The 16,575-nt window shown below is 39.3% G+C and carries 17 protein-coding genes and 1 riboswitch; of the genes, 6 read left to right on the top strand and 11 right to left on the bottom strand.

Annotation, left to right across the window (positions count from 1 at the left end; all coding sequences use genetic code 11):
- The first annotated feature begins 63 nt into the window (after window positions 1-63).
- Both srmB and ABX891_RS04570 read left to right on the top strand, forming a co-directional pair.
- Window positions 64-1,290 (top strand): ATP-dependent RNA helicase SrmB, encoded by a 1,227-nt coding sequence (gene srmB, locus ABX891_RS04575; RefSeq protein ID WP_002961405.1) that lies wholly within the window; start codon window positions 64-66, stop codon window positions 1,288-1,290.
- Window positions 1,291-1,563: 273 nt separating this feature from the next.
- Window positions 1,564-1,884, top strand: coding sequence for a BON domain-containing protein (locus ABX891_RS04570; RefSeq protein ID WP_002961403.1), 321 nt, complete (start codon window positions 1,564-1,566; stop codon window positions 1,882-1,884).
- Window positions 1,885-2,460: 576 nt separating this feature from the next.
- On the opposite strand, the gene ABX891_RS04565 is transcribed toward ABX891_RS04570, so the two are convergent.
- Together ABX891_RS04565 and yaaA are read right to left on the bottom strand one after the other, a co-directional pair.
- Window positions 2,461-3,417: a mechanosensitive ion channel family protein gene (locus ABX891_RS04565; RefSeq protein WP_354628983.1), complete on the bottom strand. Its 957-nt coding sequence runs from the start codon at window positions 3,415-3,417 to the stop codon at window positions 2,461-2,463.
- 121 nt (window positions 3,418-3,538) lie between these two features.
- Window positions 3,539-4,318, bottom strand: a complete 780-nt coding sequence (gene yaaA / locus ABX891_RS04560; RefSeq protein WP_039488339.1) for a peroxide stress protein YaaA — start codon at window positions 4,316-4,318, stop codon at window positions 3,539-3,541.
- 225 nt (window positions 4,319-4,543) lie between these two features.
- On the opposite strand from yaaA, the gene tal reads away from it, so the two are divergent.
- Window positions 4,544-5,494, top strand: coding sequence for a transaldolase (gene tal / locus ABX891_RS04555; protein ID WP_002961397.1), 951 nt, complete (start codon window positions 4,544-4,546; stop codon window positions 5,492-5,494).
- A gap of 212 nt (window positions 5,495-5,706) precedes the next feature.
- Window positions 5,707-5,895 (top strand): DUF3545 family protein, encoded by a 189-nt coding sequence (locus ABX891_RS04550; RefSeq protein WP_002961395.1) that lies wholly within the window; start codon window positions 5,707-5,709, stop codon window positions 5,893-5,895.
- Window positions 5,896-6,002: 107 nt separating this feature from the next.
- Here ABX891_RS04550 and ung read toward each other — a convergent pair whose 3' ends face one another.
- From ung to ABX891_RS04510, 8 genes are all read right to left on the bottom strand, one after another.
- On the bottom strand, window positions 6,003-6,665 hold the full coding sequence (ung, locus tag ABX891_RS04545; protein ID WP_354628982.1) for a uracil-DNA glycosylase: 663 nt from the start codon (window positions 6,663-6,665) through the stop codon (window positions 6,003-6,005).
- A complete protein-coding gene (locus tag ABX891_RS04540) occupies window positions 6,662-7,522 on the bottom strand; it encodes a cobalamin-binding protein (protein ID WP_354628981.1) in 861 nt (286 codons plus the stop codon). The genes ung and ABX891_RS04540 overlap by 4 nt, the downstream gene beginning before the upstream one ends.
- Window positions 7,522-8,121 (bottom strand): cob(I)yrinic acid a,c-diamide adenosyltransferase, encoded by a 600-nt coding sequence (gene cobO, locus ABX891_RS04535; protein ID WP_007376484.1) that lies wholly within the window; start codon window positions 8,119-8,121, stop codon window positions 7,522-7,524. The genes ABX891_RS04540 and cobO overlap by 1 nt, the downstream gene beginning before the upstream one ends.
- On the bottom strand, window positions 8,114-9,598 hold the full coding sequence (locus tag ABX891_RS04530; protein WP_354628980.1) for a cobyric acid synthase: 1,485 nt from the start codon (window positions 9,596-9,598) through the stop codon (window positions 8,114-8,116). The genes cobO and ABX891_RS04530 overlap by 8 nt, the downstream gene beginning before the upstream one ends.
- 4 nt (window positions 9,599-9,602) lie before the next feature.
- Window positions 9,603-10,607, bottom strand: coding sequence for a FecCD family ABC transporter permease (locus ABX891_RS04525; RefSeq protein ID WP_200219505.1), 1,005 nt, complete (start codon window positions 10,605-10,607; stop codon window positions 9,603-9,605).
- 1 nt (window position 10,608) lies between these two features.
- The gene (locus tag ABX891_RS04520) at window positions 10,609-11,421 is read right to left on the bottom strand and encodes an ABC transporter ATP-binding protein (RefSeq protein WP_354628979.1); all 813 of its coding nucleotides are present in this window, start codon (window positions 11,419-11,421) and stop codon (window positions 10,609-10,611) included.
- A gap of 247 nt (window positions 11,422-11,668) precedes the next feature.
- Window positions 11,669-11,820, bottom strand: a riboswitch (cobalamin riboswitch).
- Window positions 11,821-11,862: 42 nt separating this feature from the next.
- On the bottom strand, window positions 11,863-12,795 hold the full coding sequence (locus ABX891_RS04515) for a porin (protein WP_002961381.1): 933 nt from the start codon (window positions 12,793-12,795) through the stop codon (window positions 11,863-11,865).
- Between the two features lie 166 nt (window positions 12,796-12,961).
- Window positions 12,962-13,834, bottom strand: a complete 873-nt coding sequence (locus tag ABX891_RS04510; RefSeq protein WP_024596245.1) for a LysR family transcriptional regulator — start codon at window positions 13,832-13,834, stop codon at window positions 12,962-12,964.
- A gap of 91 nt (window positions 13,835-13,925) precedes the next feature.
- On the opposite strand from ABX891_RS04510, the gene ABX891_RS04505 reads away from it, so the two are divergent.
- Window positions 13,926-14,300: a MaoP family protein gene (locus ABX891_RS04505; protein ID WP_024596244.1), complete on the top strand. Its 375-nt coding sequence runs from the start codon at window positions 13,926-13,928 to the stop codon at window positions 14,298-14,300.
- Between the two features lie 86 nt (window positions 14,301-14,386).
- Window positions 14,387-15,622, top strand: coding sequence for a response regulator (locus tag ABX891_RS04500; RefSeq protein ID WP_039488333.1), 1,236 nt, complete (start codon window positions 14,387-14,389; stop codon window positions 15,620-15,622).
- A 16-nt stretch (window positions 15,623-15,638) separates the two neighbouring features.
- Here the strand turns inward: ABX891_RS04500 and rarD are convergent, their stop codons facing one another.
- Window positions 15,639-16,556 (bottom strand): EamA family transporter RarD, encoded by a 918-nt coding sequence (gene rarD / locus ABX891_RS04495; RefSeq protein WP_354628978.1) that lies wholly within the window; start codon window positions 16,554-16,556, stop codon window positions 15,639-15,641.
- Window positions 16,557-16,575: the final 19 nt, after the last annotated feature.

Below are 16,575 nucleotides of genomic sequence, written 5' to 3'. Positions count from 1 at the left end.
TCATTCACCAAGCGCAGCATAGCGCGTATAATCAGGGTAATTGTCCCTTATTTTAGACACTCTATGCAATTTTCTGAATTTGATCTTGATAACAAGCTACTCGATGCCATTAATAAAATGGGCTACGAGACGCCAACCAGCATTCAACAACAAGCTATTCCTGAAGCACTACAGGGGCGCGATATTTTAGCATCTGCGCCTACTGGTACAGGTAAAACAGCGGCATTTTTAATTCCGGCTATTCAGTACTTACTGGATTTCCCACGTCGTGATCCTGGTTTTGCGCGCGTCCTCGTTATGACCCCGACTCGTGAGTTGGCTTATCAAATTCATGAACAATGTGAACTGCTAGCTAAACGCACACACCTAAAAATTGGTGTAGTAACAGGCGGTATTAACTACGGCACGCATAAAGAAATTTTCGAAAAAAATAACGATATTTTAATCGCCACACCAGGTCGATTAATGGAATACCTAGAAACCGAAAACTTTCATGCTGAACACGTAGAAATGCTTATTATCGATGAAGCAGATCGCATGTTAGATATGGGTTTCAAAAAAGAAATGAGCCGTATTTGTGACGAAGCTAAAAATCGTCGCCAATGTTTTTTATTCTCAGCAACACTCGAAGGTGACAGCGTAGAAAGGTTTGCTGAAAAAACATTAAACGACCCTGCACTGCTTGAAGCTGAATCGTCACGTAAAGAAAAAGCTAAAATTCACCAGTGGGTACATTTAGCCGATGACTATCATCATAAACTAGAGCTTTTAGTAAATACCTTAAATGGTCCAGATGTGACTAAAGCAATTGTGTTTGTTAAAACCCGTGAGCGTTTAGAAACACTGATTGGCGAGCTAACCAATAACGGCGTTAAAGCAGCTTGGTTACGCGGCGAAATGCCACAAGACAAACGTATGAAAGCCATGGAAAACTTCCACAGTGGCAAAACACGTATATTAATTGCGACCGATGTAGCCGCACGTGGTATTGACGTATCTGACATTAGCCACGTTATTAACTTTGATATGCCGCGCACTGCCGACGTATACGTACACCGTATTGGTCGTACTGGCCGTGCTGGTAAAAAAGGGATTGCAATATCATTAGTTGAAGCACACGACATTGGTATTTTGTATAAAGTAGAGCGCTACGTTGAACAAAAACTAAAACGCCGTGTAATTAAAGGTGTTGAGCCACAACATAAAGAAGCTAAGCCGCCGGCTAAAAAGCGTAAAGATCCAGTAAAAATGAAAGCTAAGAAAAAGGCTAAGGTTAAAAAGAAAAAGTAACCTAACATATTTTTATTCTAAGCCGACTTTTGTCGGCTTTTTTAATGCAAGCCTTACAGGCTCTGGTCTTTGTACCTGTTACATATGTAACCCAAGCATGTAACTCATACTCATTTAAATGTAATTTTTGCCCACCTTAATTCCCACTTAATAAAATTACCTTATATTTCATAGCGTTAATATTGGCACCGAAATTGTAACTACAAAGATAACCTAGCCGATGGAATTTCCATTTTGTGGCTGCACTATTCACCGTAATGTAAGGATTAAGTTATGAACCGCTTCAAGTTAACTATCGCTTTAGTATCATTTTGTTGTTTATTTTTATTAGCTTGCGCTACAAAGGTAAGTGCAGCAACCAACATGGCCGTAGTAAGCAGTGTAGCCACTCAACCTAACCTACAACAAACTATCACCAACACCCTACGAACTAACCCTAACCTAGCGTTAAGTGATATTCGTGTGCAGGTCAAAAATGGTGAAGTAGATTTATACGGTGAAGCACAAACTGGTTTTCAGCGCGCACTAGCTCAAAAGTTTTTAGAAAATATAGATGGGGTTAAAATCATTCGTAACAAAATTAGCGTTATTTAATACGCACCACAAAACCTATTTGTATAACTAATTCATAAGCGCGGCTTGTTATTCCAACACAAGCTGCGCTTTTTTATATTCTTTTTAAGGCAAGTTTTGCAGCTGTGAAAAAGATAAAATAAAGCCTAAGCAATACGATTATTCCTCCCTTTAAAACGATAGCTCACACTTATACTTATGAAGATAAATTTAGAATTGATGCTAGCGTGTTTGTCTTCGCTCTTTTAACCCTTAAGTTAACCCAATTGATACTGAAAAAGCTTACACACATTCTTTAGCCGACCTAACTGGCTTAAAAATGATGATTTATTTAGTTATTGAAATAGATGAGAACGTTATTTCAGAGTGTGCGGCAAGGCAGTAAAAAAATCGTTGGGTAAAACACTAATCTTACTTGTTAATACTCCCATGGCCAAACGCAACTAATTAGAATTGATATTCAATAAACACAAACTAGGTATTTAGACTTTTAGCTAATAATCCGTTTATAAAAAAAAGCGCAATTTTACTCTGTAAAAATGCGCTGTTGGTAAGTAACTATTTCCCAATGCTTTTGCCTAATGAGTTTTAACTAAATTACTCACTTTGGCTAGAGTCAGCACCGTCGCTACTGTCTTTATTGGATGACTGCTGGCTTATTTTATCGCTTATCATGGCATCAAGTTTTTCACCCCCTTTAATGCCAAAGTCGAGCGTACGAATTGGGAAAGGAATACTAATATCAGCTTCGTCTAATGCTTGCTTAACGGCAACAACACCTTTGTGGCGTACCGTCATAAAGTCAGGCTCGCCTGGGTATTTAATCCAAAACCACACCAGTAAGTTAATGCTACTGTCGCCAAAACCTTCAGCGTATACAGCGGTTTCGTCTTTGCGTATTACAAAGTCAAATTCGTTAATTTTTTCGACTATAACGTCTTTTGCTTTTTCTATGTCATCGCCGTACGAAATACCTACAGGTACTTCTATACGTCTTATACCTAGCGTGGTGTAATTTTTTAGTACATTTCTAAATAAGACTTTGTTTGGTACAAGTATTAGTTGCCCGTAAAAGCTCTCTATTAGCGTGTTACGTAGGTTTATAGAATGCACCGAACCAAACACATCATCGGTTTCTATGACATCACCTGTTTTAAATGGCTTACGTACACCCATTGCTATACCTGCAATTAGGTTTTCGGTCATGTCTTGAAACGCAAAACCAATGGCTAAACCCACAATACCCGCACCAGCAAGTAGCGAAGTAACGGTGCCTTTTAAGCCAACAAAATCGAGTGCAATAAATAAACCTATGCACAACACAATAACTTTAAATATTGACGCCATTAAATCGGCAATTTGCGTTGAGTCGAGAGAGCGGCGTAATACGTTTTTCATCAGCTTGCCAGCAAAGCGTGCCAATATTGAAAACACAATTGCGATCAGTATCGCAACTATAAAATTAGGGATATGACTTATTACAACATCAAACCACCCTCCGAGCTTTTCTTCTATTAGTTTTTCGGCTTCATCAATTGACGGAATGCTGATCATTTTATTTGCACCTATTTAATTAGTGTTCTCATTAATATTAGATGAGATAGCAAATATAACGCCAACATCAAAAAAGCCATGCAATGCATGGCTTTTAAATTTTTTATTTAAGCTTATAAACCTAATTTTGTTCGTCGCGCATAAATACCGGCTCAAGCTCTTTAACTGTTGCCTCTGGGCTAAAGTAGTAACCCGCCACAGTAAACTCTTTAAGCTGACTTAATTGCGTTACTTTATTTTCGATAATGTAGCGCGCCATCATGCCGCGTGCTTTTTTAGCGTAAAAGCTAATTACCTTGTATTGACCGTTTTTACAGTCTTTAAAGTGTGGGGTAATAATTTGTGCATTTAATGCTTTTTTATCTACCGCTTTAAAGTATTCGTTTGAAGCAAGGTTAACGAGGTATTGTGCGTCTTGTGCTTTTAATACTTCGTTTAGTTTGTTCGCTATTACGCTGCCCCAAAACTCGTATAAGTTTTTGCCACGCGAGTTTTCAAGCTTGGTGCCCATTTCAAGACGGTAAGCTTGCATTAAATCAAGTGGTTTTAATAAACCGTATAAACCCGAAAGTATACGTAAATGGTTTTGTGCGTAATCAAGCTCGCTAGCTTTAAGCGTGCTTGCATCTAAACCGCCGTATACATCGCCATTAAAGGCAAGCACTGCTTGTTTAGCGTTACTTTGAGTAAACGGCTGCGCCCACTCGCTAAAGCGTGCTGCGTTAAGCCCAGATAGCTTATCGCTAATTTTCATTAAACTGCCAATTTGCGCTGGTGTTAGTTCACGGCATACTTTCATGAGCTCTTCGCTGTGCTCTAGTAATTCAGGCTGAGTGAACTTGTCTGTTGCGGGTGGCGTTTCGTAATCAAGATTTTTTGCAGGTGAAATAACAGTGATCATAGTTAGCTATTGACTTGTAATTTATTTAGTGTCAATTTCAACATTAAATGAAACGAAAAGCACGTTTTGTTTAAATAAATCCTCTCTTAATAACCCATGCATTGCCGTTTTTCTATTGATAAGGACATAAGACCTATCAAGCATTGTCACACTGTTGCAGTATGGATTGTATATATTAAGAGTGATTAGATTTTTCTTTTAACTTGCTTGGAATGAGGAAAGCAAATGACTTCAGCTCTACAAAGGCTAAAACAACATTCATCTATCGTAGCCGACACTGGTGATATTGAAGCTATTAAAAAGCATCAACCAGAAGATGCAACTACAAACCCGTCGCTTTTATTAAAAGCGAGCGAGATTGAAGCATATAAGCCTTACCTAGATAAAGCTTGGAGCTATGCAAAAGAAACCGAGCAAGAGCCTGCTAAACAACTTGAACTAGCATGTGATTACTTTGCTGTATTACTTGGTAAAGAAATTAGCGAAATTGTACCTGGTTATATTTCAACTGAAGTAGATGCACGCCTTTCGTTTAATACGCAAGCGACTATTGATAAAGCACATACTCTACTTAGCCTTTACGAAAAAGAAGGTGTAAGCAAAGACAAAATTTTAATCAAAGTAGCGTCTACGTGGGAAGGTATTAAAGCCGCTGAGCAACTAGAAAAAGAAGGTACTAAATGTAACCTTACTTTATTATTTAGCGATGCCCAAGCTCGCGCATGTGCCGATGCAAACGTATTTCTAATTTCGCCATTTGTAGGGCGTATTTTAGATTGGCACGTTGCTAACGGTATGGAAAAACCAACCGATCCGCTACAAGATCCAGGTGTTCAGTCTGTACGCAGCATTTTTGAATTTTACAAACGCCATGACTACAAAACAGTTGTGATGGGTGCAAGTTTCCGTAATACAGGCGAAATTATTGCTCTTACTGGTTGCGACAAGCTAACTATTAGCCCTAATCTTTTAGAAGATTTAGGTAACCTTGAAGGCGCACAGGAATACTTGCTAGAAACAGATATTCCTAAAGAGCCAAAACCAGAGCCACTTACAGAAGCGCAGTTCCGTTGGTTACATAACCAAGATGCTATGGCTACTGAAAAACTGGCTGAAGGTATTCGCTCTTTTGCTGATGCACAAGAACAACTAGAAGCGCGTTTTAAAGCAATGTAATTTGCTATAATCGTGTTTTAAAAACGTCGCAATAGCGGCGTTTTTTTATGCCTAAAATAGGCTACTTCTCTATTTAGCCTTCATATAATCTTCGTATAAACCTTCATCAATTAATCACACTTATGTAACATAACTGTCACTTTTTTATTCTATTTTAACTAGGCCTGTGGTATAGGTATTCTTGAGGTCAATAAAATCAATAGGAGAAGTTCATGGATAGCCTAAACGATATATTAGAGATATTAGAAGGACCAGATACAACAAGGAAAACCTCTCAGAAAAATAAAAAAAGAAAATGGCGTGAAATAGAAGCAATAAAAGATAAACAGCGCCTACGTAAAGAACTACAAGAACTAGACTACTTTACAGACAGTATTGCAATTGATGAGCTCGATTTTTAATTCAATACGCCCCAACTAAACAAAAAGGCTTCCACTATATGGAAGCCTTTTTTAATGCACTAAAGATAGCTGCATGAGATAAATTTATTATTCAGAGCTCGGGTTATTTACACCTGCCAGTTAATCGGTTTTTCACTTTGGGCTTGTAATAGCTCATTCGTTTGTGAGAAATGCTGACAGCCAAAAAAGCCTCTATGCGCCGAAAGCGGCGATGGGTGCGGCCCTTTTAAAACATGATGGCGAGTGCTATCTATGCCTTTACCTTTTTTTTGTGCATGTGCACCCCATAAAATAAATACCACACCTTCGCAGTGCTTATTAATATGCGCAATTACATTATCGGTAAATTGCTCCCATCCTAAATGTTTGTGAGAATGCGCTTGACCTTGCTCAACGGTCAATACTGTATTGAGTAAAAACACGCCCTGATCTGCCCAGCTTTGCAGGTAACCATGCTCAGGAATAATAAATCCGCTGATATCGACAGCTAACTCTTTGTACATATTTTTAAGCGACGGTGGCAACTTTTTTACATCAGGCAATACCGAAAAACACAAGCCATGCGCTTGCCCTTCTCCGTGGTATGGGTCTTGTCCTAAAATTACAACGCGGATGTCATTTAGTGCGGTGGCATCAAAAGCACTAAATACTTGAGCTTCAGGCGGATAAACAGCAACACCTTCATTGCGGCGATTAGCCACATACTCTAACGTTTGCTGCATGTAAGGTTGTTGTAATTCACTTTCTAAAAATGTAGCCCAATTGCTCATTGTGTACTCTTAATCTGTTTACGTGATGCGTCTATTTTATCACACATATCCGCGAGCCCATCTAGCATGCGCGGAGTAAAACGATGTAATAAATCGGCATTTACGCTAATAAATTGATCATTTTTAACAGCGGGCACTTCTGGCCATTTTTGCCAATTAACAACCGGCTGTGGTGTTTTTGATTTTTCATCAGGGATAATAATAACTTGTGGCTTAGTAACAATGACATTTTCGATACTAATTTGCGGGTAATCTGTAACGCTCTGTGCAAATACATTGCTTACATGGCATGTTTCAATCAGTTGGCTTATCCACGTATTTTTACTTACTGTCATCATGGGCTCAGCCCATAACTGATAAAACCCGGTAATATTTTTTTTATCTTGCTGGCTTTTAACAATACCATTTAGCTTATGTTTAAATGCGCTTGCCGCTTGCTGGCTTTGCTTAATGTTCCCTGTAAATTCACCAAAAGTAAGTAACTCGTCGGCTACACCAGCGATTGTGGTGGGATTACTCAAATACACTTTTATACCCAGACGCTCTATTTGGGCTAAATCTTCGCTTTGATTTCCGCTTTTCCACGCAATAACTAAGTCGGGTTTAAGCGCCAATACTTTTTCAAGCGAGATGCCGTAATAACCCCCTATGCGCTCAATACTTTGGGCTTCACTTGGGTAGTCGGCGTAATCAACTGTGCCCACAATATTATCGCCCGCCCCTATGGCAAATAGGTTTTCGACTATATGTGGTGCAAGCGCGATTATTCGCAGTTTTTTAGAATCATTAACCTGCTCTGCAAGTGCACTGCCCGATACACTAAAAAGCAGTAGCCCAATAAAAAACGCTTTAAACATTAGTAATCAAACCCTTCGAGCGCTTTTATGCCTGAGTCGAATGCGTGTTTTACATTACGCACTTCGCTTACTGTGTCGGCAAGGTCTGTTAAGGTACGATGCGCTGCACGCCCTGTAATAATAACTGACTGCATTGGTGGGCGGTTATTAAGCGCTGTTACCACTTCATCTAAATCAACGTAGCCGTAGGTCACCATATACGTAAGCTCATCGAGTAATACTAAATCAATACTGCTATCTGCAAGCATGCGTTTTGACTCTTGCCATGTTGCTTGGGCGGCTGCAGTATCGGCTTCTTTATTTTGCGTATCCCAGGTAAAACCGGTGTTCATTACAACAAACTCAACGCCTGCACCTTGTAATAAATTACGCTCGCCACACTCCCACGTACCTTTAATATATTGGCAAACAGCTGCTTTTTTACCATGCCCTACGCAACGTGCTACAACGCCAAAGCCCGAGGTTGATTTACCTTTACCGTTACCGGTGATTACCTGAAAAATACCTTTTACATCTTGTGCGGCGGCAACACGTGCATCCACTTGTTCTTTTACTTTTTGTTGGCGCTGCTTATGCTTATCGTTGTTTTGTTCAGTCATTATTGTGCCCTTCATAAATCGAGATAATTTGCTGTATGTTTAAATGCGTTTCGCACATGGTTGCTAATCGTTCTAACTGCTGCTCGCGATGAGTGGCAATACTAATTGGGTTAATTGAGGCGCTTGGTTTTACCCATTTTAAAATTTGCGATGTAGCATCGGCTTCATCAAACAAGCCATGTAAATAAGTGCCCGCAATGGCGTTATCATCGCTAATAAAGCCATCAAACGTAAAGCCATGTGGGTGGCTTTCATCAAAGGTTAAAAATGGCTTATTAAGCGCTGCACCTTGGCTAATCCCTGCATGTATTTCGTAACCACTACAGGGTGTTTGTTGGTTATTTAAAAGCAGTGTAGCGGTTATTTTAGTTAATACTTTTTGTGCTTTCAGCGTGGTTTCAAAATCGCACAGGGCGAGTCCATTTACTTGTTTTAATGATGACTCAATACCCTCGGGATCGTTGATTGTATTGCCTAGCATTTGCATGCCGCCACAAATACCAAGTACTTTACCACCATAGCGTAAGTGGCGTTTAATTTGAGTGTCCCAGCCTTCATTTTTCAAAAAATTTAAATCGCCTAGCACATTTTTACTGCCAGGGAGAATTATCAGATCAACGTTTGGGATCGTTTGCGTATGGCGCACATAATTTATATTAATGTTTGGGTGCAAACGCAGTGCATCAAAATCGGTGTGGTTACTAATGTGGGGAACAAGTAGCACTGCAATATTAATTGTGGCGTTGGTTACGTTATTATCAATTGCGACGGCGTCCTCGGCATCAAGCGCAAGGTCGTGCAAATAAGGCAATACGCCAAGCACGGGTTTGTTTGTGTATTCTTCAAGCCAATCTAGCCCGCCTTGCAGCAAACCTATATCGCCTCTAAAGCGGTTTATAACAAAGCCTTTTACGCGCGCTTGTTCTGACTCGCTTAGCAAAGCAAGCGTACCTACCAAGTGTGCAAATACGCCGCCTTTATCAATATCAGCAATTATAATTACTGGGCAATCTACCTCTTCGGCGTAGCCCATATTGGCAATATCGTTTTCACGCAGGTTTATTTCAGCAGGGCTCCCAGCCCCTTCAACAAGGAGTAAATCAAAACGTTTAGCTAAACGGTTATGTGAGGTTATTACTGCATCCATCGCCACTTTTTTATAGTCGTGATATTTGCCCGCTTCCATATTGCTAATGGCTCTTCCGTGAATAATCACTTGTGCGCCCGTATCGCTATTAGGTTTAAGTAAAATAGGATTAAAGTCTATTTCTGGCTCTATTTTAGCTGCTATTGCTTGCAAAGCTTGCGCACGACCAATTTCGCCGCCATCTTTTGTTACTGCGCTATTAAGTGCCATATTTTGTGGTTTAAAAGGCGCAACCTTTACCCCTCGCTTAGCAAATACTCTGCAAAGGGCTGCAACTAGGGTACTTTTACCTGCGTCGGAAGTAGTGCCTTGCACCATTAAGGTTTTCATGGAATTACACCCTTCGCTTTCTAAAAAACAATAAACTCAAAAAGAACACGCTACCAATAGCAGCGGTTATAACACCTACGGGCAATTCTTGGTTTTTTAGCAATGAGCGCGAAAGTACATCAACCCACACCATAAATGTACCGCCCACTAAGCTGGTTACTAGCAATCCCGCGATGGTGCCTTGGGAGATAAAAAAGCGCACAATGTGCGGTACCATTAATCCTACAAACCCAATACCACCACACATAGCCACCAACACAGCGGTAATTAATGAGCTCAAAACCAGCATAAGTACTCTAAAACGCTGGACCCTAACACCTAATGTAATTGCGCTTTCATCGCCCAGTAACATAGCATTGAGCTGCCTTCTAAAGCTCAGCATTACAAACGTACACAATGTAATTACCAATAAAGGCAACCAAAGCGTTGCCCACTGCGCACGTGCAAAGCTGCCCAGTGTCCAAAATAAAATAGCGGCTACCGCCTGAGGGTCGCTCCAATAAAGCAACAAGCTGGTAAATGCACTAAATAAAAACGACAGAGCAACGCCAGCTAATAACATTGATTCTACCTGTGCACTTTGCTGCCTACCTGCAATAAGAATTAATAAACTCATAGCGAGTAAGCTACCTAATAACGCTGCTGCCGATAACATAAAACCTGCGCTAATGCCTGCTAATGCCATAAGTAACACCACCCCAAATGAGGCGCCCGACGATATACCAAATAAGTAAGGGTCGGCTAGGGGGTTGCGCGTTACCGTTTGTAAAATAAGCCCCGCAATTGCTAAGCCAGAGCCTGCTAAAAAGGCGAGTAATGTGCGTGGCATTCTTAGTTCAAAAATAATACGCGTATTAAAAGACGCCTCATTTGAGAGTAAAAAACTATTAAATACATCTTGAAGTGAGGTCTCTGCTGCACCAAAACTAAGTGCTGCAAATAAGCTAAATAAAGCAGCTGCAGCACTGATGAATAGCGCAAGTGAGTGGCGAGTATTAACTGCGCTCATATTATTCGTAACCATAAAAGTAAGTGATATGAGGGATGCTATTTCCCGACTTCGATATTTGCGGGTGATTATTTACTTGGGCGCAGACACCAAAAACGTCGCCTAGCATGTTTTCGGTTAATACCTCACTTGGCGTGCCTGAATGCGTAATTTCACCATTTTTAATAACCACTAGTTCATCGCACATTGCAGAAGCTAAGTTTAAATCGTGAAACGATGCAAACACCGTTACACCCAACGATTTAGCAAGCTCCATTACCTGTATTTGGTATTTAACATCTAAATGGCTAGTTGGTTCGTCCATTATTAACAACTGAGGTTGCTGGACTATGGCGCGGGCTATCAAGGCACGTTGCTTTTCACCACCCGAAAGTGACTCAAAGCTTTGATCGCTATGATCTGCCAACCCTACAGTGTTGATAGCTTGGGTAATTTTTTGTTTATCAATGTTAGTTACCGAGCTAAATAGCGATTTATGAGGCGTTAGCCCAAGCGCAATAACATCAAATACGCTTAAGTTAAATTGCGACGGGGTTTCTTGCAAAACAACCGCTACTTTTTTTGCGTACTCATCGCTTTTTAGCTGCCAAATATCGGTGTTGTTAAACTCTACAACGCCATCACTGGGTTTATTAAAACGATATAAACAACGCAATAAGCTCGATTTACCTGCGCCATTAGGTCCAATTAAACCAACAAATTTACCTGTGGTTATTTTAAGGTTTATTTTTTTGAGGATCGTTTTATTGCCAATACCCCACGATACGTTTTTAACGTTTAGTAATGGTATATTTAATGGCGTTTGAGTGTGCAATAGTCAGTCCTAGACGGGATTAAACTCACTAAAAATGCGATAAAAATACTAATGCACTACAAGAAAAAATGAGTAAACCCGCTCGTTAAAAGAATTCATACCAATTGTATTAAATTAGTGATTTATTATAGCGACAAATAAATAGCTTAATAACAAGGCGGAAATTATGACATATACTTTTTCTATATAAATAATTTTTAACGAAGTTAGTAAGTTATATAATTCGCTAGAAAGATCATGTTTTTAATAAAATTGGTATTATACCATTTGTATCTGACTTAAAGCTTTGCGCTAATTACAGTTGCGGGAACAGTCGAGGACTCGCACCTCATTCCAAATGAAGCTCTATTATGGGCGGCTAAGTAAATAATTTAAAGCAAAAAAAACCGCACTCAAAAGAGCGCGATTAAAAGGGAGTGTTTTAACTAATTTAGCGAATAGTTAAAACTTGTATTCCATACCTAAGCCTACGTAGTCTTGGTCAACGTTGTTGTCCATATCGAAGCTTGAGTAAAAGCCAAATACTTTAATGTTTTTATTTAATTTGTGATCAAGACCAACTGATATTGCTGACTTATCGTCGCTGTCGTCAAAGTCCATGTCTTGGTATTGTACTTTAAATGTGTTGTTACCCATGCTGTAAGCCGCATTTAATAGATAACCATCCGCTTCTGCGCTGCCGTCAACTTTTTCTTGTGTTTGGTACATTGCACCTAACTTAAAGTTTTCAACTTTACCTTGGATTGATGCGCGTACTACATCGTAGCCATTTACTTCACTATCGGCTGCGATAGAGGCATATACTGCGCTCTTTTTAAGTGCCACGTCACCGTAAGTAACCGCCATTGAGTAACCGTTATCAGCGTCTACATCATCTTCAGCTACAAAAGTAGCAAGTACTTTAAAACCTTCGTATGAGTTTGATGAATAACTAACAGTATTCCCTAAACGGTTTTCACCTTTAAATACATTTTTAATATCGCCTTCAAGGTCGTTAAACAAGTCTAACTTACCTTGAGATTGTTTAAGCGCAGTATCGTTACGACCAATAACCACTTGGCCAAACGCACCTTTTAAACCAACGTATTGGTTACGCGCAGAAATATTGTCGTCGTTATCGCCTTTTGAATCAGCATCAGACACATCAACTTGAAACTCAAACTTATATACCGCTTCTAAACTATCATTTATTTTTTCAGAACCTTTAACACCAAGACGAGATGCATTACTTTTTATCTCAGTAAAAGACCCTTCGCCGTCATCAGATGATTGCACTGTTACATTCGCTTTACCGTAAATGTCTACATCGGCAAGTGCATTAAAAGATAAACCACTTAATAGTGCTAAGCATAAGCTCGATTTTACAAATTTCATGTTATTTCCTTGGATAATCACAAAAGACTAATTTTTAAAACTGCTGCATTTTGTCACCACTAAATGACAGTAATATTACAATGGAAATATTAATGTCTTTTTTTATTAATAAAAATGCATTAAATTTGAAATCAAAATAACATGAAAGCCTAATAAACGGCCGAACTTACTTACTTTTCTTTAATGACAAGCTTGGGGTCATTTGCGATAGTAAATTAACTAAGGTTTCTATTAACTCTTTTTGCTCGTTGTCTCTGTGATACGCTATAAACACGTCTCGCGAGGTATTTTCTACATCTTTAACATGAAACAGTTCACCTTTTTCTAAATGCCCTTCTACCAATACTTGAGGTATAAATGCACTGCCGCCACATTGCAGTATTAAATCAAGTGCAATACGTCCTGTGCTGGTTCTAAAATAAGGCGGTGTTTTACCGGTAAACTGACGCGCATGCCAAAGTGAGAAAGTAGTTCCCCAATCAACATATACATACTGATTATCAAAAAAGTTTTCGTTCGTTGCAGTGTCGTATCCGCTTACGGGAATGATTGGCAACTCACAGATTCGCTCTACCACTAGCTCGTCTACTTTTGGTGGATCAAACAATATTGCCAAATCAAGCGTGCGTTCTAATAACAGCCGAGTGCTTTCTTGTTGTGCTTTAACTTCTGCGACTAATGACACGCCCGGCATCGCCGATACAATATTTGTTATACCAAACTGTAAAAAAGCATCCCAAATATTAGGCGTTCCTGCTAAGCTAATTTGCTTATGCATATTATCGGCAAGCGCAACATCCACTTTGGCGCGTTGCATGCCCGTAATAATCATTTGTGCATGGGGTAATAAGCGCTCGCCAGGTGCTGTAAGTTGAATGTTATTACGCTGGCGAATAAACAAATTAACACCAAGCCCTTGCTCTAATTGGCGAATTCTAAAGCTCACTGCAGACTGCGTAATATAAAGGTTTTCGGCCGCTTTACCAAAGTGACGCGTACGCACTACCTCAACGAATGTTTTTAATAAATCGATATCCAATTTTTTATCCTCACGATAAAAATAATTTGTTTAATAAATTGCCAAACTTGCATCATACTCCAGCTAATTACTAAGGTATGAGGATAAAGCTATGAGCAATAACATTTCATTACTACGCCAAGCATTTGTTAGCCAACGTCAATTTTATGATGATCAAAACTTTCCACGAGGCTTTAGCCGCAGCGGAAACTTCACCTTATTAGAAGCCAGCATACTTGAACAACACGGAGTTGTTTTAAAAGGCTTATACAGTAAAACAATTGAGCCGCAAAACGAACACCAAGAACAGTTTGTAGCAGTCGTAACTGGCTCACAAGAACCTACCAACCCAATCGAACGAGCTTGGGTAAAATACTTAAAACTAACGACCTGCAAAACTAAGTTTCATACTTTATTTGGACGCTCAAAAATGTCGAGCCCGGCACCGATTAGCCAAGAGTATTATTCAGAAGCGGATAATCTGTAAGTACTTAAGTTATTTGCTTTTTTGCGTTTTAACAGTTACAACTTGTATAAGCAAATATTTTTGCAAAATATATATAGGGTTGTTCCGTGACGCGAAAAATACTAATAGTTGAAGATACACCTGCCATGGCGCGAGTGCAAAAGCACATCGCGCTTAAGGCTGGTTATGAAGTTGATATAGCTGAGTCATTAGCGCAAACAAAAGAGCTTATAAGTAAAAATAGCTATTTTTGCGCTGTAGTTGACTTCATATTACCTGATGCCCCATCTGGTGAAGCTGTACCTTGTACTATTAATGCAGACATTCCAACTATTGTAATGACGGGCAATATTGATAAAAAAACTCGCGACACTGTAGAAAAATACCCAATCATCGATTACATCATTAAAGAAAATAAACAAGCTTATCAGTACCTCGAAAAACAGTTACAGCGCCTGCCTCGTAACGAAAATGTAAAAGTACTCGTTGTTGACGACTCTAAATCGACCCGACGATACATTTGTAGTTTATTAGTGCGCCATAAGTATCAAATTATTGAAGCGCAAGACGGACAAGAAGCGTTAAACCTCCTTGAAGCTTCACCTGATATTTCAGTTATTATTACTGATAATGAAATGCCCAACATGAATGGCGATGAACTATGTAGCGAGATTCGCCGCTTATATAGCAATGATGAAAAGGCTATTATTGGTATTTCGGGTTCTGACTCTGTAGGGCTTTCTAGCTTATTTTTAAAAAATGGCGCAAACGATTATTTGCATAAACCTTTTAATAGCGAAGAGTTTTACTGCAGGCTTAGTCAAAACGTCGATATGTTAGAACTTATAGCCACCATAAGGCGACAAGCCAACACGGATTATTTAACTAATTTACCAAATCGTCGTTACTTTTTTGAAGAAGCTGAAAAATCATTAAAGCAAATAAAACATACTAAAGGTGACGGTGCTTTAGCTATGCTTGATATTGATCACTTTAAATCAATTAACGATACATACGGGCACGATGTTGGCGACGAAGTATTAAAAGGGCTCTCTATTTGCTTCAGTAAATACTTTAAAAAGCACTTAGTAGCGCGCTTAGGTGGTGAAGAGTTTGCAGTTTATTTTATAGATGTAGATAAACAAGAAGCCCTTAAACGCCTTGAAGGCTTTAGGTATTTTATAGAAATGAATAGCCAAGAGTTTAGTAAAGCTAAAATAAAATTCACCATTTCTATTGGCTTTGCAAACGGGCCTGTTTATCAAATTGATGAACTTTTAAAACAGGCCGACTTAAAGCTTTACGACGCTAAAGAATCTGGTCGTAATAAAGTAGTTAGTTAACCATTTTATTAGTTAATTATACTTCTGCGGCTGTAATAGCCGCCCTTTTACGTTTGCGTGATTGATGGTAAGAGTCCCAACTAAAAATAGCCAGTGCACTCCAAATACATGCAAATGTTACTACACGCTCTGCATCAAACACTTCACCATAAAACACCACAGCTAGTATAAACATTAAGCTTGGCCCAATGTATTGAAAAAAGCCAAGTGTAGTATATTGCAAACGCTTAGCGGCGCCGGTAAAACAAAGCAGTGGTAATGTAGTTACAATACCTGCACTAATCAGTAGTACATTAGTATGCCAATCGTTAGCTGCTAAGCTTGAAGTCGGTGTTGGCACCATTAACCACCAATAAATAAGTGCGACAGGCAGTAATATAAGTGCTTCGAGTAAAATGCCAGGTAAGGCTTCAACGGGTAGTTTTTTACGTAATAAGCCATAAAGTGCAAATGATATAGCCAGTGAAAAGGCAACTACCGGAAACGAGCCAAAACTAATTAGCTGCAGCACTACACCGCTAAAGGCAAGGGCTACTGCTACGCCTTGGAACTTACGCAGGCGTTCGCCTAAAAAAAGCATACCCAGTAATACATTTAAAAGAGGATTTATGTAATAGCCCAAGCTTGCATCAAGCATGTGGTTATTATTTATAGCCCATATAAATAAACCCCAATTAAACCCAAGCAGTGCAGAGGTTATAACAAGCATAAGCAAAAGCTTAGGTTGAACGATAATGCGTTTAATTTTACCCCAATACCGTAAAACACTTACTACCAATACTAAAAACACAACCGACCAAATAACCCGATGCATTAAAATTTCAAAAGCAGAAACATGCTGAATCAACTTAAAGTATATTGGCGCAAGGCCCCACATTAGAAAAGCAAGACAAGCAAAAATAGCACCTTTACGCTGCTCAGTATCAATCGACATAATAAACACTTAGTGATTT

The organism is Pseudoalteromonas sp. NCIMB 1079 (genome assembly GCF_040567695.1).
GTDB lineage: Bacteria > Pseudomonadota > Gammaproteobacteria > Enterobacterales > Alteromonadaceae > Pseudoalteromonas > Pseudoalteromonas distincta.
This window is presented reverse-complemented; position numbering and strand designations above follow the sequence as displayed.